Genomic DNA, 23,290 nt, shown 5'->3' on the forward strand with positions numbered 1-23,290 from the left:
AATACTGCTCACCAGGTCTTGGTCTGGTAATCGTGGTGGCCCTCCACAAACCGGATGGTGCCGGATTTGGAGCGCATGACCAGCGAATGCGTGACGGTGCGGATGCCACTGCGGCGGATGCCATGCAGCAACGCCCCGCCCGTTACCCCGGTTGCGGAGAACAGCACGTCACCACGCGCCATGTCTTCCAGCGCCAGCTTGCGCGAGGGGTCAGCACCCGGGTTCATCTTGCGCGCGCGCGCCACCTGGTCGTCATCCTCAAACAGGAGGCGGCCCTGCATCTGGCCATGAACGCAGCGCACGGCAGCGGCGGCCAGCACGCCTTCGGGCGCGCCACCGGAGCCGACATAGATGTCGATCTCGCTCTCTTCCAGGCAGGCGGCGATGGCGGCAGCCACGTCGCCATCGCTCAGCAGGGTCACGCGCGCGCCTGCGGCCCGCGCGCGGGCGATCAGTTCCTCATGGCGTTCACGGTCGAGCGTGCAGAGCATGAGGTCGGACACCGCGCATTTCTTGGCCTGCGCGAGCGACTTGAGGTTGGCCTCGATGGTGCTGTCGAGATCCACCACGCCCTCTGGCAGGTAGGGGCCGACCACGATCTTGTCCATATAGATGTCAGGCGCGTGCAGGAAGTTGCCGCTTTCCGCCAGCGCCACCACGGTCAGCGCGTTGGGCAGGTTCTTGGCGCACAGGTTGGTGCCTTCAAGCGGGTCGACGGCAATATCCATGCCCGGGCCGCCGGAGCCCACCTTCTCGCCAATGAATAGCATTGGCGCTTCATCCATCTCGCCTTCACCGATCACCACGGTGCCATCAATGGCGACCGTATCGAACGCGCGCCGCATGGCTTCCACCGCCGCGCCATCGGCTTCGTTCTTGAGGCCACGACCGGTCCAGGCCGATGCGGCGACCGCAGCCGCCTCGGTAACGCGCACGAGTTCAAGGGCCAGATTGCGATCGGTAACCTGATAGGGATTATGCCGTGTGGTGGTCATGAAACACTCTTTTCCTGTTCGTCTGTGGTCTTGATTACGCTGCAACGGTGGAACTGAGCGTGCGGCGGACTGCCACATGCCATCCGGCTACCATAGTATCGCGCTGCGCCTTGTCCATCGTCGGGCGGAACAGATGCCCGCGTGTCCAGGTGCCTTCCAGTTCGGCGATGCTTTCCCACACCCCGGTCGCCAGCCCCGCGAGGAAGGCGGCCCCGAGCGCCGTGGTCTCGACCTGTCGTGGCCGCTCCACCGGCGTCTGGAGCATATCGGCGAGGAACTGGCAGAACCAGTCATTGACCGACATGCCGCCATCAACACGCAGTGCGCTGAGCTTGCCGCCGCCATCCTCATGCATGGCGTCCATCAGGTCCATGGTCTGGTAGGCCACCGATTCCAGGGCGGCGCGCGCGATGTGCGCGGCCGTGGCATCAAGCGTGAGGCCACAGATCAGGCCACGGGCGTCGGGGTCCCAGTGGGGCGCGCCAAGCCCCACGAAGCCGGGCACCATATACACGCCGTGGCTGTGCGGCACGCGGGTGGCCATGTCATCGGTCTGGGAGGCATGGGTGATGAGGTTCAGCCCGTCACGCAGCCAGCGGATGGCCGCGCCCGCAACAAAGATCGAGCCTTCGAGGGCATAGGTCGTCTCCGCCCCAATGCGGTAGGCGATGGTGGTGAGCATCCGGTTTTCAGACATGACGGGCGTCGCGCCGGTGTTGAGCAGCGCGAAGCAGCCCGTGCCGTAAGTCGCCTTGGCCGTGCCGGGGCGGAAGCAGGCCTGCCCCACCATGGCGGCGTTCTGGTCGCCTGCCATGCCAGCCACCTTGAGCGGCTCGCCAAACAGCTCCGGCGCCGTCTCGCCAAACACTTCGCTGTTGGTTTTCACTTCAGGCAGAATGGCGCGCGGCACCTTGAACAGCGCCAGCAATTCATCATCCCACGCGCAGGTGTGGATATTGAACAGAAGCGTGCGCGAGGCGTTGGTGGTGTCGGTGGCGTGCACGCGGCCGCCGGTCAGCCGCCATAAAAGAAAGCTGTCGATGGTGCCGCAGGCCAGTTCGCCCTTCTCGGCGCGCGCACGGGCGCCTTCCACATTATCAAGAATCCACGCAATCTTGGTGGCGGAGAAATAGGGGTCGAGCAGCAGGCCGGTGCGCTCGCGCACGAGGGGCTCGAACCCCTCCTCATGCATGCGTGCGCAGATGGGCGTGGTGCGCCGGTCCTGCCAGACAATGGCGCGGTGGATGGGCCTGCCGGTGCTACGCTCCCACACCACGATGGTTTCGCGCTGGTTGGTAATGCCGATGCCCGCGATCACGCCGGGGCCGCCTGCCTTTTCAATGGCCTCCTGCGCGGTGGAGAGAACGTTGGACCAGATTTCCTCCGGGTCATGCTCGACCCAGCCCTGGCTGGGATAATGCTGGGCGAACTCGATGCGGGAGACCGAAATGGCCGTGATATCGCGATCGAACACGATGCTGCGGGTCGAGGTTGTTCCCTGGTCGATGGCGAGAATTCTGTTCTTCTTGTTCATTATCTTCTCCTGCCCCAACAGGGCGGATGCGAGTTTGGGCCGCAGGCGTGTTGCACCTGCGGCCTGATAATTTTTACGCGGAAGTCGGCGCCGTGCCCGGCTTGCGGGCCTTGAGGTAGGCCTCGAGGCGGGCCGTGTCCTCATCGGTTACATGCAGGCCAAGGCGGGAGCGGCGCCACAGGATGTCCTGCGTGGTCTGCGCCCATTCGTTTGCGATCAGGTATTCCACCTCACGCGCGCTCAGGCCCGCGCCAAACAGTTCGCCCATATCCTCCATGCTACGGGCATCGCCTACGATCCCGGTGGCGCGCGATCCGTAATTGCGCACCAGCCGCCAGCTCAGGTCGGGGCCAAGGAACGGGGCCTGCGCGCGCAGGCGGGCCAGCGCGCCCTCGAACCCGCCCTCGCCCAGATCACCGCCAGGCAGCACCTTTTCCGCCGTCCAGCCAGGTGCCGACAGCACGGGCAGGAAGGGCTGGAGCTTCTCGATCGCGTGCTCGGCAAGGCGACGGTAGGTGGTGATCTTGCCGCCAAAGATGGATAGCATGGGCGCCTGATTGCCCTGCGTATCCACATCGAGCACATAGTCACGCGTTACGGCGGAGGCGTTCTTGGCCGCGTCATCATAAAGCGGGCGCACGCCAGCGTAGCTCCACACCACATCGGCCGGTGTTACGGGCTTGGTGAAGTAGCGGCTCACGCTCTCGCACAGGTAGCTGATTTCCTCGGGCGAGATCTCGACATCGCCGGGGGCCTGCGTCCAGGGCACGTCGGTCGTGCCGATCAGGGTGAATTTCTGCTCGTAGGGAATGGCGAAGACGATGCGCTTGTCCGGGTTCTGCAGGATATAGGCCTGCGGCCCGTCAAACAGGCGCGGCACCACGATGTGGCTGCCCTTGACGAGGCGCACGTTCTTGGTGGAGTTCACCTGCGCACGCTCGCGCAGCACCTCGCTCACCCACGGCCCACCGGCATTGACCAGCACGCGGGCGCGCACGGTGGTGGTGGTGCCATCGAGCGTGTTCTCGATATCGGCTTCCCACACGCCATTGGCGCGGCGGGCGCTGACCATGCGGGTGCGGGTGCGGATATCGGCCCCGCGTGCCTTGGCATCCATCGCGTTGAGCACGACGAGGCGGCTGTCCTGCACCCAGCCATCGGAATAGGCGAAGCCGCGGGCGAGCTTGCCATTGAGCGGCTGGCCTGCCGATGACGTGCGGAAGTCGAGCGACTTGCACTTGGGCAGCGTCATGTTGGGCGCGAGGTGATCATACAGGAACAGGCCAAGGCGCAGCATCCAGGCCGGGCGTGCCTGCGGCGTGTAGGGCAGCACGAAGCGCATGGGCCAGATGATGTGGGGCGCGATGCGCAGCAGCTTCTCGCGCTCGATCAGCGCCTCGCGCACCAGACGGAATTCATAATATTCCAGGTAGCGCAGGCCGCCATGGATCAGCTTGGTGCTGGCCGATGAGGTGTGGCTGGCCAGATCATCCTGCTCGACAAGCAGGACCGATGCGCCGCGCCCGGCAGCATCGCGCGCGATGCCCGTGCCGTTTACACCCCCGCCCACGACCAGCAGGTCGAGCAGGCCACCCGGTGCCGGGGGGGTGCGCAATGATTCGTCCATGGACGCCATAGTAGATGTTCCTCCTGATACACATGTTCGTAACCGAACATTCTGATCGGTTCAAGAGGGTGCGCGCACATTTTTTCATGCTGCGCGTTTAAATAATTCCTTCTTTTTCAAGGCATGATAGTGCCCGGCATTAGCCATAAATTCGCCATCCCGAGTAATTTATATGCCGGAGTGATTTTTGTGCATGTGCGAAATCGCGCATTTTGTTCCGTATCCTCACCCCTTGCCTTCCATCGACACAACAACATCACCTGCCCCCGAATCCGGAATGTTGGAGAAATTTCATGAAATATAATGAAATATATGGAAAAAGGAGAAACTGTTACCCCACGGATCGCACGCGCCCCTTTCCCGGTGAGATATGTTCGTTTAAGAACATTTTAGAGCTGCAAACCGGCCATAAGGCCAACAGCCCTTTCCCATCGAATGATAATAAAAGAATAAAGTGGGTTAAAATGCTGAAAAACAGACAATTCCTGGGCGAACTCATATCCGAGTGCATCGCGGTCATGATCATCGTGCTGATCGGTGATTCGGTGGCCGCGATGTACGCGCTATATGATCCCAGCCCGTACAAGCAGGCCTATTGGGGCGTGGCCATTGTGTGGGGGCTTGGGGTTACAATCGCCATCTACATTACCGGCAGCGTGTCGGGCACGCATGCCAACCCGGCCGTATCACTGGCGCTGGCGGTCTTTCGCGGCTTTTCGTGGCGCAAGGTGCCCGGCTACTGGGCGGCGCAGGTGCTGGGCGGGGTGATCGGGGCAACGCTGGTCTATACGCTGTACCAGCCCGTGATCGAACATTACAATCAGGCGCATGGCCTTACGCGCGCCGCGGGCGGGGCGGCGGGGGTGTTCTTCACCCATCCGGGCGAGAGCATTACGCCGCTGCACGCCTTTGTTGATGAAATCATCCTGACCGGTCTGCTGGTCTTCGGCATCTTCGCCATCACGTGCGAATATAATACGGTTGCGCCACAGGCCAATTCGGGCGCGCTGATTATCGGGCTGCTGGTTGCGAGCATCGGGGCATGTTCGGGTTACCTCGAGGCCTGGGCCATCAACCCCGCGCGCGACTTCGGGCCACGGCTGTTCTGCTTTTTGGCGGGCTGGGGTGAATCCGCCCTGCCGGGGCCGGACCATTACTGGTGGGTGCCCATTGCCGGGCCGCTGATTGGCGGGGTTGTGGGAGCCGGGTGCTACCAGTTCCTCATCCGCCCGTTCATTCCGCGCAGCGCCACGCCATCCATCCCGCCTGCACCATGAATTTTACAGCCCGCCTGCAAAACATTCCGGGTGTGATCTGACGAAATGCTCGGGCGCCGCCTTTTTTTAAAAGCGGCGCCCTTAGGCTCAGGACTCATTCTTTGAGATAGAAGATGAAGCTTGCCGCGATGTGGATAGCGGACATGAAAGTGTGTGCGCAGCGGTCGTATCTGGTCGCGACACGCCTCCAGTCTTTCAGATTTGCGAACATGTTTTCGATCAGATGGCGCTTCTTATAGAGATGCCAGTTGTAAGGCGGCTTTGATTTCCGGTTCTTCTTCGGCGGAATACAGGCTGTGATATTGCGTTCTGCAAGCGATAACCGGATCCGGTCGCTGTCATAGCCTCTATCCCCGATGACTTCTTCTGTCTCGTCGGAGAGATCTGCCAGCAGCACGTCTGCGCCTTTGAAGTCACTGACCTGACCCGCAGTCAGATGCAGGCGGATAGCCCGACCCTGACCATCACACACGGCATGCGGCTTTGAGTTCAGGCCGCCTTCTGTTCGTCCGATATGACGGGGAAAAGCCCCTTTTTAAGCAGGGACGCCGACGTCCGGTGAGCCTTGAGATGTGTCGCATCAATCATCAGGCGCTTCGAACGGCCAGCCTGCTCTGTCAGCACGACAAATATCCTGTCAAAGACGCCCAGGCGGCTCCACCGGATAAAGCGGTTGTATAAAGTCTTGTGCGGACCATAGGCTTTGGGAGCATCTTTCCATTGAAGACCGTTGCGGATCACGTAAACAATTCCGCTCAGAACACGACGGTCATTCACACGCGGAACCCCATGTGCCAGTGGGAAAAACGGCCTGATCCGTTCCCTCTGACGCTCGGACAGCAAAAACACGTCACGCACAGGCTCACCCTCCATTCGGTTAAGCCTGTGAATCACAACACACCGCTCAGCTCAACAAATTAATAGGTCCTGAGCCTAGCGCTGCACCACGGTGCGGATGGCGAAATTGCTCTGTATGCGGGCCACGCCGGGCATGCGCGAGAGTTCCTCCTTATGGATGCGCTCGTAATCGGCCGCGTCACGCGCCTCGACGCGCACGAGGTAATCGGCGTCGCCCGTCATCAGGTAGCATTCGCGCACATCGGCGCATTCGCGCACGCGCGCTTCAAAGCGGCGCAGGCATTCCTCCGTCTGCCGCTCCAGCGTGATGTGCACGATGACGGTGGTCATGCCATGCACCGAGCGCTCATCCACCAGGGCGCGATAGCCCCGTATCACCCCCTCTTTTTCAAGCATGCGCACACGGCGCAGGCACGCCGAGGGCGACAGCCCCACCCGTTGGGCCAGGTCCGCATTGCTCATGCGGCCATCATGGCGGAGGTGGCGCAGGATGGCATCTGTCAGCCGATCGAAGGGCATGGTGAATTTTCCGCTTATTTTCGTATATAATTGCGTGTAAGCGCTCATTAATCGCATGATCATGCACAAAACGACAGGACATTTTATTACCATCCGCGTACGATCAGCCATGTTCCGCCCGATGGAGTAAGCGCCCCATGCCTGACCTGCCCTTCCCCCAGCCCATGGCTTCAGGCTGGGCCTTTCCCGGCGCTGGTGCTGCGCTGGAAATAGATCTGGACGCCATCGCCGCCAATTACCGCCTGCTTGATGCCCGCACGGGCACTGCCACCTGTGCCGCCGTGGTCAAGGCCGATGCCTATGGCCTTGGCGCCGACAGGGTTGCCCCCGTGCTGGAACAGGCCGGGGCGCGGGTCTTCTTCGTGGCCCATCTGGAAGAAGGCATCCGCCTGCGCCCGCATGTCTCGCCTGCCGCGCGCATTTTCGTGCTGCACGGCCCCATGCCCGGCACCGAGGCGCTGTTCACCCATCACGCCCTGCTGCCCGTGCTCAACAGCATGGAGCAGGTGGCTGGCTGGCGCGCCCATGCGGCTCAGGCGCAAAAAGCCCTGCCCGCTGCCCTGCAGGTTGATACCGGCATGTCGCGCTTTGGCCTGTCGGAGGCGGATGTGACGACACTGGCGCAGACTCCCGCCCTGCTTGAGGGCATCGACACCAGGCTGGTCATGAGCCACCTCGCCTGCGCCGACACGCCCGAAAACCCGGCCAACGCCATGCAGCGCGACCGGCTGCGCGCCATGGCGGCCCGGCTGCCCGCGGCGCCGTGGGCGCTTTCGGCCTCATCAGGCATCTTTCTCGGGCCGGACTATCATTTCAACCTCGTGCGCCCCGGCGCGGCGCTGTACGGCCTCGCCCCCAATGCGCAGGCGCCCAACCCGCTGCGCCCCACGGTCAGGCTGCGTGCCCGCATCGTGCAGCGCCGTGCCATTGGCGCGGGCGATGGCGTGGGCTACGGCCTGACATGGCGGGCCACCGGCCCCCGGCGCATTGCAACGCTGGGCATAGGCTATGCCGATGGCTTCCTGCGCAGCGGGGCGCAGGGCGGCTGCGCGTGGCTTGGCGACTACCGGCTGCCCATCCTGGGGCGCATTTCCATGGATTCCACCACGGTGGATGTCAATGACGTGCCCGAAAGCGTGCTCGATGCCGCAACGCATGTGGACATGATCGGCCCGCGCCGCAGCGTGGACGATGTGGCCCACAGCGCAGGCACCATCGGTTACGAAGTGCTGACCGCACTGGGTTCGCGTTTCCATCGCACATATCGGCAGCCTGTCGCGTGCGATGCTTCTCCCCGCCAGAACAAGGCCTCCGTGTAATGAAAATCATCGTACTGGGTAGTGGTGTCGTTGGCGTGACATCGGCATGGTATCTCGCGCAGGCGGGCCATGAGGTCACGGTTGTGGACCGCCAGCCCGAAGCCGGGCTTGAAACCAGCTTTGCCAATGCGGGACAGGTCTCGCCGGGCTATTCCTCGCCATGGGCCGGGCCGGGCGTGCCATTCAAGTCCATCAAGTGGCTGCTGATGAAGTACCGCCCCTTCGTGTTCTGGCCCATGCCCGACCCGCATCTGTGGAAGTGGCTGGTGCAGATGCTCGAGAACTGCACCGCAAGCGCCTATGACCGCAACAAGGGCCGCATGGTGCGCATTGCGGAATACAGCCGCGACATGATGATGGACCTGCGCGCCACCACCGCCATCACCTATGATGACCGCCAGCAGGGCACGCTGCAGGTGTTCCGCACGCAAAAGCAGCTTGATGGCATTGCGGGCGATATCCGCGTGCTGGAGCAGTACAACGTGCCCTATCAGGTGCTCACGCGTGAAGGCTGCGTCGAGGCCGAGCCGGGGCTGGCCGCATCGGCGCATAAATTCGTGGGTGGCCTGCGCCTGCCGGGTGACGAGACGGGCGATGCCTTCCTGTTCACCCAGCGCCTCGCGGCCAAGGCGGCGGAAGCGGGCGTCACCTTCCATTACGATACCAGCATCCGCACCATGACATCCGATGGCGGCCGCATTACCGGCATCGAGACCAGCCGGGGCCGCATGGTGGCGGATTCCTATGTCGTGTCGCTCGGCAGCTACTCGCCCGCCATGGTGCGCCGCCTTGGGCTCGACCTGCCGATCTATCCGGTCAAGGGCTACTCGCTCACCGCCGATATCATGAACGAACAGCGCGCCCCGGTCTCGACCATCATGGATGAGACCTTCAAGATCGGCATCACCCGCCTTGGCAGCCGCATCCGCATTGGCGGCACGGCGGAACTCGCGGGCTTCAGCACCAAGCTGCGCGCCCCGCGCCGCGAAACGCTGGAGCATTCGGTGACGGACCTGTTCCCCGGTGGCGGCAACATCCCCGCCGCCCAATTCTGGACCGGCCTGCGCCCCATGACGCCCGATGGCACCCCCATCATCGGTCGCACCAAATACGATAACCTGTTCCTCAACACCGGCCACGGCACGCTGGGCTGGACCATGGCCTGTGGCTCGGGCAAGGTGCTGGCTGACATCATGTCCGGCCGTATGCCCGACATCCCGTATGAAGACCTGGGCATTGTCCGCTACGGGCAGTAATCCCCTACGGGCCTGACGGGGGGGCAAACCCCTCCGGCAGGCCTCCGCCACGCTCGCGCACGACGCGATACACCGTATTGCGCAGCCAGCGATGCACCGGGTCGCCATCGCGCCTGGGGTGCCATGCCTGAAAGGAATGCACCGTAGGCAGGGCGAAGGGAAATTCGAACTCGGCCAGGTGCATGGAGCGGATGGGCAGGTAATCGATGGCGATGCCCGGCAGCGGCAGGATCATGTCGGTCATGCGCAGGGTCTCGACCATGGCGTAATAGGTGGGTACCACCATCACCACGTGGCGTCGCAGGCCAAACTGTTCCTTGAGCACCGCATCGATCGGCCCATGCAGCCTGCCCCGGCGCGACACGCTGATATGTTCATACCGCGCGATTGATTCCGGCGTGATCCCTTCCGCCAGAATGGGGTGATCGGCCCGCACGAGGCCACGGAACGCAGTGGGGAAGATGCTCTGGCGGCGTATTTCGGGCCGCATGTCATCCGAGGCCCCCAGATACAGGTCGATATGCCCTTCGCGCAGGTCGTTGCTGGGTTCATCATCCGTTTCAGGCACGAAGGTCAGGGTGCAGCCGGGGCAGTCATGGCGCAGGGCGGCGAGAATGGCCGCACCGAACGCGCCGACAATCAGGTCATTGGCGCGCAGCATGAAATGCGGCGACAGGCTGGCAATATCGGGGGTGTCCTGCTCTTCAAGCAATGAATCGGCGCCATCGACAATGGCCCGCAGCCGCTCGCGCAGGCCGAGCGCAAAGGTCGTGACCACCATGCGCCGCCCCGATGCCACCAGAATCGGATCATTGAACACCACGCGCAGCTTGGCGAGGCTGCGGCTCATGGCGGCCTCGCTCATCTGCAGCCTGCGCGCCGCGTGCGAGACGCCTTCCTCCTCGATCAGGGCCTGAAGGCTGCGGAGCAGGTCGAGATCATAGCGTTTTCTCATGCTCCGTGCGTCTCCCCCTTGGCCGCAACCGGACCGGATGCGTTGCGATTATCATAAAAAAACCGGATTTGACCAATCCGTAACCTGACTGAAATCAGTAAAAAATTCTTGGTGAAGCTTTTTTCAAAAAGACGACACCCATTAACTTCCGGTCTTATGCCCCTGCATGCAGGCGGGATATTATTCCACTCCCGCTTCCATCGCACTCAGGCAGGCCGTGGCCGTGCGGGCAATGCCATCAAGGCAGGCCAGCACCTCAAGCAGCCTTCCATTGCCGGGGTCGGCTTTTTCCAGCCGGGCCAGCCGCCTGCGTGCCGCCCGCACCAGGGCCACCCCGCGCGGGCTGATGGGCCTGTAGCGCACCAGCGCGCGTAGCAGGGTGGTGATGATGTCCGTCGCGGCATCGCGCCGCTGCCGCTTGAGCGCGCGCAGCAGCAGGATGTTCAGCCCCACGGATGAGAACATGAGCATGAGCCGGATGCCGCCACCCGCCGTATGATCGCCCGCCTGTGCCGCGTGGCGCACCATGCGCCCGATCCGGTCAACGCTCGTGCCGATCCACCACTGGGGCGAAGGCAGCAGCGGCACAAGGCACAGCCGCCGCAGTTCACCACGCATATGCGCGCCAAAACGCAGCCGCTCGGCCCGCGCCCTGAACGGCAGCACAAGACGGAACACCAGCACGCTCAGCCCCACCGCCAGCACCGTGTGCAGCGCGTTGTTGAGGAAGGCGATCTCATCCACCCGGCTCTGGTTGCCGGTCATGAGCAGGTTGGGCATGAGCAGCCCGTAGGCCGCCGCAGCCCCCGCCGTGCCCCGGTTGCACTTGGCAAGCCCGCCAACGAACAGGAAGATGCCCAGCACAAAGGCCAGTTCCTCATAATCACTCAGATACGGAATGAGCCACAGGCTGAGGCACCCCGCCGCCACGGCGGACCACACGGCCCCAGACAGGAAGCGCGTGGTGGCCACCACCGGGTTCTCGCGCGTGGCGAACAGCCCGCACACCAGCGTGGTGATGGCAATGAACCCCATGCCGCCTGGCCATGCCGTACATTCATAGACAAGGGCGGCAAGCATGATGGCCGCAGCCCCCCGCAGCCCGTTATGGAATGCCAGGCGGATATCGCGGTGGCCACCGAGATGAAAGCGGAAGCGGTCATGCGGCGGCGGGCTGAAAATGGCATAGGCGTGGTCAAGCGCTGTCTGCAGGTCATCCATGGTGGCGGCCAGCACGCCATGGGTCACGCGGGCCATCTCATGCGCGCCCCGCGCGGCACGCTGCTCGAACAAAACGCGCAGATGCGTGACCTGCTCGTACAGTTCATCCAGCGCGCCAGCCTCAAGGCGGCAGGTGGCCAGCCGATCACACAGATGCAGAAGCTGCCCGCGCGTATCGGCCAGGGCCGCGTCATCGGCCAGCATGGCCCGCTCCGCGCCGCCAGACAGGCCAACAAGACGTGTCACCAGAATCGAGACCTCGGCCAGCACCGCGCGGGCATGGTCGCCCGCATGTACCTGCCGCCCCATCTCGATGGCCGGGAACTCCAGCCCCTGATGCACCGATATCAGCATACCGGAAAACTCACCGGCATGGACCAGCGTGTCACGCTCATGCAGCACGATCTCGCGCAGCAGGCCACCGAGGCGGTGCAGTACGGTCTCCACCTGCCCCACCATGGTGGCCTGCGCGCGTGTGGCGAGGTTGAAGGTGAACAGCACCCCCATCGCCGCCTCGCACACCACGCCCAGCACGATATAACTCGCGCGCGACATGGCGATGAAAAACACGTTATCGGGCTCGGATGCCGCCGCCACCGCAATGATCGAGCATGTGTAGCCCGACAGCACGAACGCATAGGAACGGAAGTTGAGGCAGAACGTGGCCAGAAAGCTGCACAGCCCGATCCACGTCGCAACGGCAGGAAAAAACAGCCATGACTGCTGCGGAAACGCCCCGATGAACACGACCGCCGCCACCGCGCCGACCAGCGTGCCCACGATGCGCCACCGCGCCTTGGACATGCTCTCCCCGCGCCGCACCTGGGCAACCGACCACACGGTGGCCACCGCCCATTGCGGGCTGTCGAGTTCCATCCACAACGCAATGGCAAGGGCGATGAGCGAGGCCGCCGTATTGCGCAGCGCAAAGCCCACGGCCTGCGGCGTAGGGCAGAGCAGCCAGCGTAGCCAGTCCATCCCCAGTGGCCAGCGAAGGCGAGCAACCGGGTTGGGCATGAGGAAGCGGGACAGATCCATCTAGCCCGCCCTGCCCTGAGGGGGCAGGTTACAGCCCGATACCGGGCAGGCTGCTTTGATGCGCAGGCATGGCGACCTCAGAACACGGCTCCGCATCGGGCCGGGGCGCATGGGCAGGGTAACGTCACGGCAGGCATGGTCTTTATGCAAAACCTGTCCGCGCAATCGCCTGTCAGGCACAGGAGTGTCGTGCCAATGCTTTTTACGGAACGCCGCACTAAAACGCCGCATTCTTGAAAAAAGGCGGCATAGGGGGCCTTTCATCATTTGGCATCAGGGCGTTGCCTGCACACGCTTCCATCTGAAAAATACCGGGATTCAGGCTTTCTCATACGGACGATAGCGGGCAGTCCACACCGCGTCGCGCAGGGCGGTCTCGACTTCATGGGCCGGGGCCTGCGGGGCCACGCCTTCCTTCTGCCCCTGCGCAATGACGGCGCGGGCCACGGCGGTGGCGACAAGCCGCAGTTCCGATACGGGGGGCAGCAGCGGGGCTGTCGTGGGGTCGGCTGCCCCGGCTGCGGGCGAGAGGGCGGCCAGCGCATGGGCTGCGGCAAGGAACATGCCATCGGTCATGCGCGTGATGCCACCGGCCACCACGGCCAGCCCCACGCCGGGAAAGACATAGGAATTGTTGATCTGGTCAACCGGGCGCAGGCGACCGTCATGCTCCACCGGCGCGAACGGGCCGCCCGTGCCGATAATCGCGCGCCCCTGCGTCCATGCCAGCAAGTCGGCAGGTGTGGCCTCGATATTGGCGGTGGGGTTGGACAGCGCGAAGATGATGGGCCGCGCCGCCTGCCGGGCCATGGGGGCCACGATCTCGCGCGTGAACGCCCCGCCCTGCCCTGACGTGCCGATCAGCATGGTGGGCTGCACATGGGCCATGACCTCGGCCAGCGTGATGTGGGCGGCATCATCCACGCGCCAGCCCGCCGCAATATCGGCAGGCTGGGCAAAGGGCTGCTGGCCTTCGGTCACGCCCGGCATGCCCTCGCGCACGAGGCCGTTGATATCGACCATGAAAAAGCGGCGGCTGGCCTCCTGCGCCGTCATGCCGCCTGCCACCATCATCTGCGCAAGCAGGTCGGCAATGCCGCACCCTGCGCCACCCGCGCCAAAAATGACGATCTTCTGGGCATCCAGCGCAGCCCCCCCGGCTTTTATGGCCGCGAGCAGCGCGCCGGCGGTAACGCCCGCCGTGCCCTGAATATCATCATTATAGGTGCACATTTCGCCCCGGTAGCGGCGCAGGATGCGCAGCGCGTCGGCACCCGAAAGGTCTTCCCAATGCAGGGCGATATTGGGCCAGCGCGTGTTCACGGCCTGCACGAATTCGGCAATGAAGGCATCATAGTCCGCGCCGCGCACGCGGGCATGTCGCCAGCCAATATATTCGGGGTCGGCCAGCAGGGTCTCGTTATCGGTGCCCATATCAAGCAGGACGGGCAGCGCGCGGGCCGGATCGAGGCCGCCACACGCGGTGTAGAGCGAGAGCTTGCCAATGGGGATGCCCATGCCATTGGCCCCCTGGTCGCCAATGCCAAGGATACTGCCGCCATCGCTCGCCACGATCACGCGCACATCATCAAACTGCGGGTTGGCCAGGATCTCGGCAATGCGGCCCCGGTGCGCGGCATAGCTCAGGAACAGGCCGCGCGGGCGGGTCCAGATATGGCTGAACTCACGGCACGCCCGCCCGATGGCCGGGGTGTAGATGATGGGCAGCCAGGCCTCGAGCGCCTCGTCGATAATGGCGTAGAAAAGCGTTTCGTTCCGGTCCTGGATTTCGCGTAGCGCAATATGTCGCGCAAAATTGTCTGGCAGTTCGGCCAGCCGGGCACGGGCGAGATCGGCCTGTTCGGCCAGGGTCGCCACGCTGGCGGGCAGCAGGCCATGCAGCCCGAACAGGTCACGTTCACGCCTGTCGAATGCATTTCCCTTGTTCAGCACAGGGCAATCCAGAAGTTCCCTGCCAGACAAAGCTGTTTTGAGGGAAGAGGAAAGCATGGCCCGCGCTGTATCCGACATAATGACCCGACATTGTGATAACGATTGAAAGAGGCGCAGGATACGGATCTGCACATCTTCGTGTAGGGCATGGGCATGCACGCCAACCGTACGCCAAACGCAATCATGGAGCCGCCAGTTGCCCGACGAGATCAGTGACCTGAGATTTTTCTGTATCCTTGCCGCGGCGGGCAGCATTGCGGGGTGCGCGCGCGCCATGGGCCTCTCGCCCGCCGCCATGAGCCGCAGGCTGAGCACCATGGAAGCCCGGCTGGGCACCCGGCTGGTCACCCGCACCTCGCGCCATTTCGCGCTCACGGCGGAAGGGCAGCGCCTGCACGAGCATGCCGTGCGCATCATGCAGGAAGTAGAAGAGGCGGAAGCGGAACTGACCGCGCGCGCGGGCATTCCGCGCGGGCTGCTGCGCGTGGGCGTGCCATCGGAGATCGGGCGCAAGATGCTTGCGGGCGTGGTGGCCGCCTTTGTGGAGCAGTACCCCGAGGTGACGGTGCAGCTCACCCTGTCCGATGCCGGGCTGGATGTGATTGATGACGGGCTGGACATCGCCATCCGCCCCGGCAGGCCGCCCGATCAGGAGGTGATGACCACCAGCCTGATCAACAGCCGCCGCGTAGTCTGCGCCTCACCCGATTACCGTGACCGCAAGGGCCTGCCCGCCACCCCGCACGACCTGCTCAAGCATGACTGCATCTGCCTGATCCGCCGCCAGCGCATCTTTAATGAATGGGTGTATTTTGATGGCAAGGCCCGCAAGGAAGTGCAGGTTACCCCCCGCCTCGCCACATCAAGCAGCGAGGTGGTGCATGACTGGGCAGTGAGCGGGCGCGGCATTGCGCTCAAGGTGCTGTGGGACATTGCCGATGACCTGAAATGCGGCAGGCTGATCGAATGCCTCAGTACCTACAGGTGGGAGGACGTGACGCTGTGCGCGGTCTACCCCTCGCGCACACACCTGCCCTCACGCACGCGGCTGTTCCTCGATTTCGTGCGCAAGGAGTTGCGGCAGGCCTATTTCGGCACATAGGCCCGATCAGCCGGGATGGGTCGGGGTGCGATATGTCGCGGCACCTGTCATGAACAGACTCCCTTACGCACAGATAACAGCTTTAAAAATAATCAGGATCGATAATTACGGGACATTCGTGCTGCCCGGCAACCACACCGCGCAGCAGGTGCCCTGCCCCGGCACGCTGGTTATGTCGAGCCGCCCGCCATGGCGGTCAACGATATGGCGCACGATGGCCAGCCCAAGCCCGGTGCCCTGCTCGCCCCCTGCCCCCGGCGCGGGTGAGACACGGTAGAACCGCTCGGTCAGGCGTGGCAGATGCTCGGGTGCGATGCCCGGCCCGTTGTCACGCACCGAGAGCAGCAGGCCGCCATTATCCTGCCATTGCGCCGCGATTTCGATGCGTGGTTCGACTGACGGCGGCCTGCCATAACGCAGGGCGTTCTCGCTCAGGTTGACCAGCACCTGCAATATCTGGTCCGCATCACCACGCAATGCGCCTGCGGGGGCAGGATGAAGCACCAGGGCCGCGCGATCGGCCTCGGGCTTGCCCTGCACCTCATCATTAAAGCGGGCGAACAGGTCGGCCACCGCAATCATGCCCTGCGGGCGCTGGTGCTCGAGCATCTGCACGCGCGAAAGGTAGAGCAGCCGGTCGATCAGGCGCTGCATGCGGCTGGCCTGCCGGGCCATGATGGCAAGGAATTTGTGCCGTGCCGTGGCATCATTGGCCGCCGGGCCCTGCAAGGTCTCGATAAAGCCGGTCAGGGCGGCAAGCGGCGTGCGCAGTTCGTGGCTGGCATGGGCCACGAAGTCACTGCGCGCGCGATCAAGCGCGTCACGCGCCGTTGCATCAAGCAGCACCACAACGCAGGCGGGCTGTCCGTGCCATGCCCCTGCCCTGACAAAGGCCTGCACCACGCGGCGCACCGGCACGTCGGCCTCGATGGTGACCTCCGCTACGCCGCCGGGGCGCAGTTCGGCCACGGCGCGCTGCAGGGCCGGGTGGCGCACGAACATGCCAAGCCCCTCGGCAAATTCCATTTGCGCGCGGGCACCGGCATGCAGCAGGCGCCCGCCCCGCGTCAGTACCAGCAGCGACACGGGCAGATCATCGACCTGCACCGCATCCTCATCCGCGCCCACGGGCTCGGCCTGCAGGCGCGCAAAGTCACCCGACAGCCGCCCCACCGCGCCATAACGCCGCACGGCAATGCCCCCAAGCAACGCCCCCGCCATGAAACCCATCACTACAAGCACAAGCGCCGACACACCCTTCCCCCCCTAGCGAGCCTGCCAACGGCACTACGGGCGCGATACCATGAATGGGAGAGCCGCGGAAACCAGAATGATTTACGAAAGAAAATTACAATTTGTGCATCGCAAAATTAATATAGTTATTTATTGTTTGACAATTTTATAACTTTAGGTCATCATCGCCTCAAGCTTGAAGATTGTCTGAAAAAGCCTGCAACCCGCATGCGGTCCGGTGATGTTTTTTTACGAAAGCGTCGCCACAACACCGCCTTAAAAAAAGACGGGATCTGAAAACTTTTATTCTTACCGGCGGTTTATTTTAAACAATCTTCTAAAAAAACAAGAACAATGGTGCTTCAAATCATGATTTACTCCCTCCCGCGCAACAGCGCGCCTGTCGTTTTTCCTGCCATGCTCATGGTCCAGCCTCCCGGCTGAGGCCTGCGCCCCTTTTTCCCGGCATTCCTGCCCCGTCCCGTAATGGACCGGGCCGCGAGAAAATCGACAGACATGACAAGACATATTTCCCCACACGCCAAAGGGCGTGCGCGCGCGCCGTTCCCTCCCGGCTGGGGATGGCTGCTGGCCGCAGGCACCACCGCGCTGGTTCCGGCCTGGCAGGCCCATGCCCAGGCGGTTGACCCCGGCATGAAGCCTGTGCCCTCCATCATGGCGCCCGGCGCGGTCTCGGCCATGCCTTCCACCGGCATGACGCAGGAAGAACAGATCAGCATGCGCCTCGATGCCGAGCGGCTTGGCCCCCAGCCCGAGGCCATCCGCAGGCCGCCCAATACGCCCATCCCGCCCAGCGGCGTGCCGGTCTATCCGTCCGCCGGCCTAGCGACCATGAGTGTTGCCCCCGTCAGCAGCCCCGGCGCCAGCAAGACTTTCCACCAGATCGAACTTGATGCGCTGACCCGCCACGAAGGCCCATCAGGCCTGCTGCCCGCATGGATCGATGCCCAGCATGATATGGACCTTGAAGACCCGTACTACGTGCCCACCGCAGGCAGCGGCCACCTGGTGCCGCTGCTCGACCCGATGCGCAAGCGCCTGCGCGACCACGGGGTGAGCTTCGCCTTCACCTACAAGGGCGAGGCAATGGGCGTGATTGATGGCGGCGTGCAGCGCGGCATGAGCTACGTGCATGAACTGACCGCGCAGGTGAACTTCGACCTTGAGAAAATGGCCGGAATCAAGGGCTGGTCGGTGCATACGCTGGTGATGGAACGCGCGGGCCGCGCCGTGAGCCATGACCGGGTGGGCGAATATTACGTCAACCTGCAGGAAGTTTATGGCCTGTCAGGCAACGTCGTGGCGCATCTGGTTGATTTCTATGCCGAAAAGAAACTTCTGAACAACCACCTCGACATCACCTTCGGGCGCATGGCGCTGACCCATGTGTTTGCCACATCGCCCCTGCTGTGCTCGTTCATGGTCACCTGCTCGGCCCCGGTGGCGCTCAAGCTCGACCCCGGCTTTTCGGTCTACCCCAAGGCCACATGGGGCAGCCGCCTGCGCCTGCGCCCCACGCGTGACACCGCCATCCAGTTCGGCGCCTATTCCGTCAACGCGCTGACCGACAACCCCAGCGGCTGGTCGTGGGGCAGCGAGAAGGCGACGGGCGTAATGCTGCCGGTCGAGTTCACGTGGCAGCCCTTCCTGACCCGTAACCGCCTGCCGGGGCATTACGTGCTGGGCTACGCGCATGACACCACACGCTACCCTGACGAGATCGGCATCGGCCTGCCCGCCGCCCTGCGCACGGCAGCAGGCCACCAGCGCTCGGCGCCGATGGACATGTTCTGGTTTGAAGGCGACCAGATGGTCTACCGCCGGGGCGGGCGCAACCAGATGGCCGGTGGCTACCTGATGGCGGGCTACATCCATAACACGCCCCATGTCACATCCATCTCGGATGAAGCCTATGGCGGCCTGTCATTTGCGGGTGTCATCCCCTCCCGCGTGACCGACCGGCTGGGCATCATGTATTCGTGGCACCATGTCAGCCACCGCAAGGAGGAAGGGCAGATCTTGCGCTACGAGGCCGGGTATGCGCTCGGTGCCTCCGTGCGCGCGCCGCAGACGGACTCCCACATCATCGAGGCCTATTACGCCATTGACGCCATGCCCGGCATCCTGGTGCAGCCGGAGTTCGAATACATGATCCGCCCGGGCGAGACAAAACACATCCCCAACGCAGCCCTCGTGGGGCTGAAGGTCATCGCCAACCTGTAACAGCACGGCCCCTGCCCTGCCTTGCCCCGCGCCCGACATGGCGCGGGGTTTTTCATGCGCCATTATTGCAAATGCGAATTCGTTGCAATTATGTGACACGCTCCGACAAACCTTGTAATGCCATATTGCGAGTAATTATCAGAATCGATATTGCAACCTCCTGCAATTAAGAGGCTGTTGCAATATGACCGATAAAACCATCCGCCAGAAACTCAGGCCATTCTCCCTGCTCACCGCCTCCATGGCCCTCGCCTGCGCAGCCACCAGCGCGCATGCCGCGCAGGACACGGTGCCCGCAACCGATACGCAGGCCACCACCCCTTCGGGTGATGCCAGGGGAAAGGACACCGGAACGCGCGATGCCTACAACCATGATGCGGAACATGGGTTTGACGTAACCCACGTCACGGCCTCGCCCATGAACGTCTTGCATGAATCCATCGGCCTGAGCCGCATGCCGCAAGATGCCATGCACACGCCCCAGAACGTGAACGTGGTGCCGCAGGTGCTCATGCAGCAGCAGAACGTCAAATCGCTTGATGAGGCGCTGAAAAACGTGCCCGGCATCACCGCATCGGTGGGTGAAGGCGAAGGCGGCATGGCGGGCGATCAGTTCCTGATCCGCGGTTTCGCGGCCCAGAACGATATTTATGAAAACGGCCTGCGGGATTTTGGCGTCTATGCGCGCGACAGCTTCTATTATGACCATGTCTCGGTCATCAAGGGTCCGTCATCGGAGGTGTTTGGCAATGGCACCACGGGCGGCGCCATCAACATCGTGACCAAGACACCACATCTGGGCAACAGCTATCAGGCCAGCTTTTCGGGTGGCAGCGGGTCGTATTATCGCGGCACGCTGGATGTGAACTACCAGATCAACAGCACCACCGCCTTCCGCCTGACCGGCATGGGCAACGAGAACAATGTGGTCGGGCGCGACCATATCTATTCCCATCGCTGGGGCATTGCGCCGTCCATCGCGTTCGGGCTGGGCAAGAAGGTCTCGTTCGTTCTGGAATACTTCCACCAGAACGACAACCGCATCCCCGATTATGGCGTGCCGGTTGTCACCCCCACCGGCGGCATCGGCTATCCGGTAACCGAAAGGGGCGTAAAGCGCACCAACTGGTATGGCACCACCTATGATCAGGACAATACCAGCGATGACATGATTACAGGCCGCCTGACCGCCAAGGTCAGCCCCCTGCTCACGCTGTATAACGACATGCGCGGCGGCATCTTCCACCGCTATTTCTCGGCCTCGCAGGAATCATGCGCCAACATGGCATCCGGCGCCGCTTACAATAACAACAAGATCAACGGCAGCGTGCCCTCGGCCACCTGCCAGTCCGATTACCTGTCCGGCAACGCGGCGAATGCGCAGGTGGCGCGTAACGGTGGCGTGGGCGGCCCCGAACCCTACCGGCAGAGCGACTGGTCGATCCAGGATGTGTTCTCGGGTGTGGCGCATCTCAAGACCGGGCATATCCGCCACGAAATCATTGGCGGGTTCGACATCGAATACGTAACCGACCACCGCCAGAACTACGCCTATGGCTCCAACCGCCCCAGCACCAGCCTGCTCAACCCCTCGCCCTACGTGCCCGGCCTGACGCTGGGCGACTGCAGCCAGTACCCCAACCGTCTGGTCAATATCGGCAACGGCGTGGGCCGCAAGTGCTACAAGGACAGTTCCGCGCTTGATGTAGGCTTTTTCCTGTCCGATCAGGTTTGGCTGACCAAAAACCTGTCGGTCAAGGCAGGTTTCCGGTGGGATCACTGGAACAGCACCTACAGCGCAACCGGCGGCAGCACGGCCACCCCCGATGTGGGTTACAGCCAGAACGAGACCACCATCAACCCCTCCGTCAGCATCATGTACACCCCGCGCAGCAACCTGATGGTGTATTTCAACTGGTCGGAATCCACCACGCCGCTCAGCCTGTATGTAACCAACAGCTCCGAGCCGATGACCGCCAAGAGCCAGAGCGCCGCCCCCGAGCGCAGCAGGCTGTATGAGGTGGGCGCCAAATACAGCGCCTTCCATGACCGCATCGGCTTTACGGCGGCCCTGTTCCGGCTGGAGAAGAACAATTCCACCCAGACCGACCCCAGCACGGGCGATGTGAGCGCCACCAGCGACCAGGAGCGCAACCAGGGGCTTGAACTCAGCGCATCGGGCACGCTGCTGCGCAACTGGATGTTCTATGGCACCTACGCGCTGTATGACCCCACCATCACCAAGGCAGGCTCGGCCACATCCAGGCAGGGCGGGCAGATCCAGTACGTGCCCCATAATCAGGCCACCGCCTGGACCAGCTACGAGATCGCGCCGCGCAAGCCGTGGAACATGACCTTTGGCGGCGGCATTACCTGGCGGCAGGGCGTGTGGCTTGACCAGCGCAATACCGCCCGCGCGCCCGCCACGGTGGAGTTCGACGCCATGGTCGCCCACCGCTTCAACAACAACTGGAAAGTGGCCATGAACGCCTATAACCTTGATAACCGGCTCAATTACGGCAGCCTGTTCTCCAACCGCGTCACCCCTTCCGTAGGCCGGTCGTTCCTGTTCAACATCTCGGCGCAGTACTGATCCGCCCCCCCTTCAACCAAGGCCCTAGCCCATGCTGCTGCACATCCCCGCCCTGCTCAACGCCGATGAACTCGCCCACTGCCGCGCCCGGCTGCAAAGCGCGCAGTGGACCGATGGCCGCGAGACGGCGGGCGTGCAGTCGGCCAAAACCAAGCACAACCTGCAACTGCCCCGCGATTCCGGGGCATGCCGCGAACTGGGTGAGATCGTGCTGCGCGCGCTCGGGCGCAATGCCCTGTTCAACAGCGCGGTGCTGCCCTACCGGGTCAGCCCGCCGCTGTTCAACCGCTATGAAGGCGGCATGCGCTTTGGCGCGCATGTCGATAACGCCATACGCGGCATCCTCGCAGGGGGCATCCACACGCGCATCCGCACCGATGTGTCCTCCACGCTGTTCTTCTCCGACCCTGATGAATATGACGGCGGCGAGCTGACCATCCATGCCAATGGCAACGAGCAGGCCATAAAACTGCCCGCGGGCGACATGATTCTCTACCCCACCACGGTGCTGCACAGCGTTACGCCAGTCACGCGCGGGTGCAGGCTGGCAGCATTTTTCTGGTCGCAGTCGATGATTGCCGAGGAAAGCCGCAGGCAGATCATGTTCGACCTCGACATGCAGGTTACATCGCTGCGCGAACGGCTGGGGGATGCGGATTCCGCCGTGCTGTCACTAACCAATATCTACCATAACATGATGCGCCAGTGGTGCGTGCTGTGAGCGATTATCCGATGGGGTAAAGGAAATATTTCCGATTTTTTGAATATTTTGCGTGCTATTTCCAGATAACCTCTATAGGAAGGTCCTCACGGCTGGACTTTTCAGCTACGGACAAGATTTCAGAGCAGCTACACCAAGCGGCCTTATGGCATCCCCGATAAAACGAAAAGTCTCGATCCCATGCATGTTCGCGTGGGGGTGCCGGTTATTCTAAGGAGGCCAAATTATGGCCGCAGGAACAGTTAAATGGTTCAACGCCCAGAAGGGCTTTGGATTTATCCAGCCTGATGACGGAAGCGCCGATGCTTTCGTGCACATTTCTGCCGTTGAGCAGGCTGGCCAGCAGACCCTGTCCGAAGGGCAGGCCGTGACGTATGACCTCGAACGGGGCCGTAACGGCAAGTCTTCTGCAGTCAATCTCAAGATTGGCTGATGAACTCGGCAGGAACTTCGGTTCCTGCCGTTTTTATTTCTACTTCTTTTTGCGTCTTATGCCTGCTTTCCGGCTGATCGTGATAGCCCTGCTCTGCCTGCCCGCCTCCGTGGCCCGGGCGCAGATGCCCCAGTCTGGTGGCTGGAATGGAAGCGTGGCTTTGCCTGCTGCCCCTATGGGGCCAGCTTATGCCCCACCATCACTGAACCATTTCGCTCCCCTGCCCCATGCGGCCACGTCGTCCTCGCGCGGCCTCGCCATGCCCGGGTCAGCTACCCCTTACGTGGGCGATTCATCACCCTTCCCCCAGCCCGACCGCTACGAGCAGGACTGGACGGCGTTCGAGCAGTCCGAACGCGCCATTGCCCGGCAGATGGGCCGCAAATAGCCACGCTACGCCCTGTCAGCCCTC

Annotated in this window: 18 protein-coding genes; 9 read left to right on the forward strand and 9 right to left on the reverse strand. The window is 63.0% G+C overall.

The window, feature by feature from the left end:
- Nucleotides 1-8 precede the first annotated feature (8 nt).
- The 3 genes from glpX to glpD all read right to left on the reverse strand — a co-directional run bounded on the left by glpX (nt 9) and on the right by glpD (nt 4,165).
- A complete protein-coding gene (gene glpX / locus R5N89_RS08180) occupies nt 9-995 on the reverse strand; it encodes a class II fructose-bisphosphatase (RefSeq protein WP_110567644.1) in 987 nt (328 codons plus the stop codon).
- Nucleotides 996-1,029: 34 nt separating this feature from the next.
- Complete coding sequence (glpK, locus tag R5N89_RS08185) at nt 1,030-2,529, reverse strand: glycerol kinase GlpK (RefSeq protein WP_110567642.1); 1,500 nt, start codon at nt 2,527-2,529, stop codon at nt 1,030-1,032.
- A gap of 73 nt (nt 2,530-2,602) precedes the next feature.
- Nucleotides 2,603-4,165 (reverse strand): glycerol-3-phosphate dehydrogenase, encoded by a 1,563-nt coding sequence (gene glpD, locus R5N89_RS08190; RefSeq protein ID WP_110567640.1) that lies wholly within the window; start codon nt 4,163-4,165, stop codon nt 2,603-2,605.
- Nucleotides 4,166-4,620: 455 nt separating this feature from the next.
- Between glpD and R5N89_RS08195 the strand changes: the two genes are divergently transcribed.
- Nucleotides 4,621-5,433 (forward strand): MIP/aquaporin family protein, encoded by an 813-nt coding sequence (locus tag R5N89_RS08195; protein WP_110567638.1) that lies wholly within the window; start codon nt 4,621-4,623, stop codon nt 5,431-5,433.
- A 94-nt stretch (nt 5,434-5,527) separates the two neighbouring features.
- Here R5N89_RS08195 and R5N89_RS08200 read toward each other — a convergent pair.
- Both R5N89_RS08200 and R5N89_RS08205 read right to left on the reverse strand, forming a co-directional pair.
- Nucleotides 5,528-6,291 (reverse strand): IS5 family transposase gene (locus tag R5N89_RS08200; protein WP_110567731.1). Its coding sequence is split into 2 segments (ribosomal slippage): nt 5,528-5,958 and nt 5,958-6,291, totalling 765 coding nucleotides; the frame shifts between segments, so codons are not numbered across the junction.
- A 75-nt stretch (nt 6,292-6,366) separates the two neighbouring features.
- Nucleotides 6,367-6,810 (reverse strand): Lrp/AsnC family transcriptional regulator, encoded by a 444-nt coding sequence (locus R5N89_RS08205; RefSeq protein WP_110567729.1) that lies wholly within the window; start codon nt 6,808-6,810, stop codon nt 6,367-6,369.
- A gap of 137 nt (nt 6,811-6,947) precedes the next feature.
- On the opposite strand from R5N89_RS08205, the gene alr reads away from it, so the two are divergent.
- On the forward strand, nt 6,948-8,129 hold the full coding sequence (gene alr, locus R5N89_RS08210; RefSeq protein WP_110567636.1) for an alanine racemase: 1,182 nt from the start codon (nt 6,948-6,950) through the stop codon (nt 8,127-8,129).
- Nucleotides 8,129-9,385, forward strand: a complete 1,257-nt coding sequence (locus R5N89_RS08215; RefSeq protein ID WP_110567634.1) for a D-amino acid dehydrogenase — start codon at nt 8,129-8,131, stop codon at nt 9,383-9,385. The genes alr and R5N89_RS08215 overlap by 1 nt, the downstream gene beginning before the upstream one ends.
- Nucleotides 9,386-9,389: 4 nt before the next feature.
- On the opposite strand, the gene R5N89_RS08220 is transcribed toward R5N89_RS08215, so the two are convergent.
- From R5N89_RS08220 to R5N89_RS08230, 3 genes are all read right to left on the reverse strand, one after another.
- Nucleotides 9,390-10,340: a LysR family transcriptional regulator gene (locus R5N89_RS08220; RefSeq protein WP_110567632.1), complete on the reverse strand. Its 951-nt coding sequence runs from the start codon at nt 10,338-10,340 to the stop codon at nt 9,390-9,392.
- A 180-nt stretch (nt 10,341-10,520) separates the two neighbouring features.
- Nucleotides 10,521-12,599: an FUSC family protein gene (locus R5N89_RS08225; protein ID WP_110567630.1), complete on the reverse strand. Its 2,079-nt coding sequence runs from the start codon at nt 12,597-12,599 to the stop codon at nt 10,521-10,523.
- Nucleotides 12,600-12,917: 318 nt separating this feature from the next.
- Nucleotides 12,918-14,630, reverse strand: a complete 1,713-nt coding sequence (locus tag R5N89_RS08230) for an NAD-dependent malic enzyme (RefSeq protein ID WP_110567628.1) — start codon at nt 14,628-14,630, stop codon at nt 12,918-12,920.
- A gap of 118 nt (nt 14,631-14,748) precedes the next feature.
- On the opposite strand from R5N89_RS08230, the gene R5N89_RS08235 reads away from it, so the two are divergent.
- A complete protein-coding gene (locus R5N89_RS08235) occupies nt 14,749-15,654 on the forward strand; it encodes a LysR family transcriptional regulator (RefSeq protein ID WP_110567626.1) in 906 nt (301 codons plus the stop codon).
- Between the two features lie 105 nt (nt 15,655-15,759).
- Here R5N89_RS08235 and R5N89_RS08240 read toward each other — a convergent pair whose 3' ends face one another.
- Nucleotides 15,760-16,896, reverse strand: coding sequence for a cell wall metabolism sensor histidine kinase WalK (locus R5N89_RS08240; RefSeq protein ID WP_265001330.1), 1,137 nt, complete (start codon nt 16,894-16,896; stop codon nt 15,760-15,762).
- A 507-nt stretch (nt 16,897-17,403) separates the two neighbouring features.
- On the opposite strand from R5N89_RS08240, the gene R5N89_RS08245 reads away from it, so the two are divergent.
- From R5N89_RS08245 to R5N89_RS08265, 5 genes are all read left to right on the forward strand, one after another.
- Nucleotides 17,404-19,131, forward strand: coding sequence for a carbohydrate porin (locus tag R5N89_RS08245; RefSeq protein ID WP_110567624.1), 1,728 nt, complete (start codon nt 17,404-17,406; stop codon nt 19,129-19,131).
- 184 nt (nt 19,132-19,315) lie between these two features.
- Nucleotides 19,316-21,724 carry a TonB-dependent siderophore receptor gene (locus R5N89_RS08250; protein WP_110567622.1) on the forward strand — a complete coding sequence of 803 codons (2,409 nt, stop codon included), beginning with the start codon at nt 19,316-19,318 and terminating at the stop codon, nt 21,722-21,724.
- A gap of 31 nt (nt 21,725-21,755) precedes the next feature.
- Nucleotides 21,756-22,445, forward strand: coding sequence for a Fe2+-dependent dioxygenase (locus R5N89_RS08255; protein ID WP_110567620.1), 690 nt, complete (start codon nt 21,756-21,758; stop codon nt 22,443-22,445).
- A 226-nt stretch (nt 22,446-22,671) separates the two neighbouring features.
- Entirely contained in the window at nt 22,672-22,878 is a 207-nt protein-coding gene (locus tag R5N89_RS08260) for a cold-shock protein (RefSeq protein WP_061271879.1), read from the forward strand.
- A 154-nt stretch (nt 22,879-23,032) separates the two neighbouring features.
- On the forward strand, nt 23,033-23,266 hold the full coding sequence (locus R5N89_RS08265; protein ID WP_244192079.1) for a hypothetical protein: 234 nt from the start codon (nt 23,033-23,035) through the stop codon (nt 23,264-23,266).
- Nucleotides 23,267-23,290: the final 24 nt, after the last annotated feature.

The sequence above is a fragment of the Komagataeibacter sucrofermentans DSM 15973 genome (genome assembly GCF_040581405.1).
GTDB lineage: Bacteria > Pseudomonadota > Alphaproteobacteria > Acetobacterales > Acetobacteraceae > Komagataeibacter > Komagataeibacter sucrofermentans.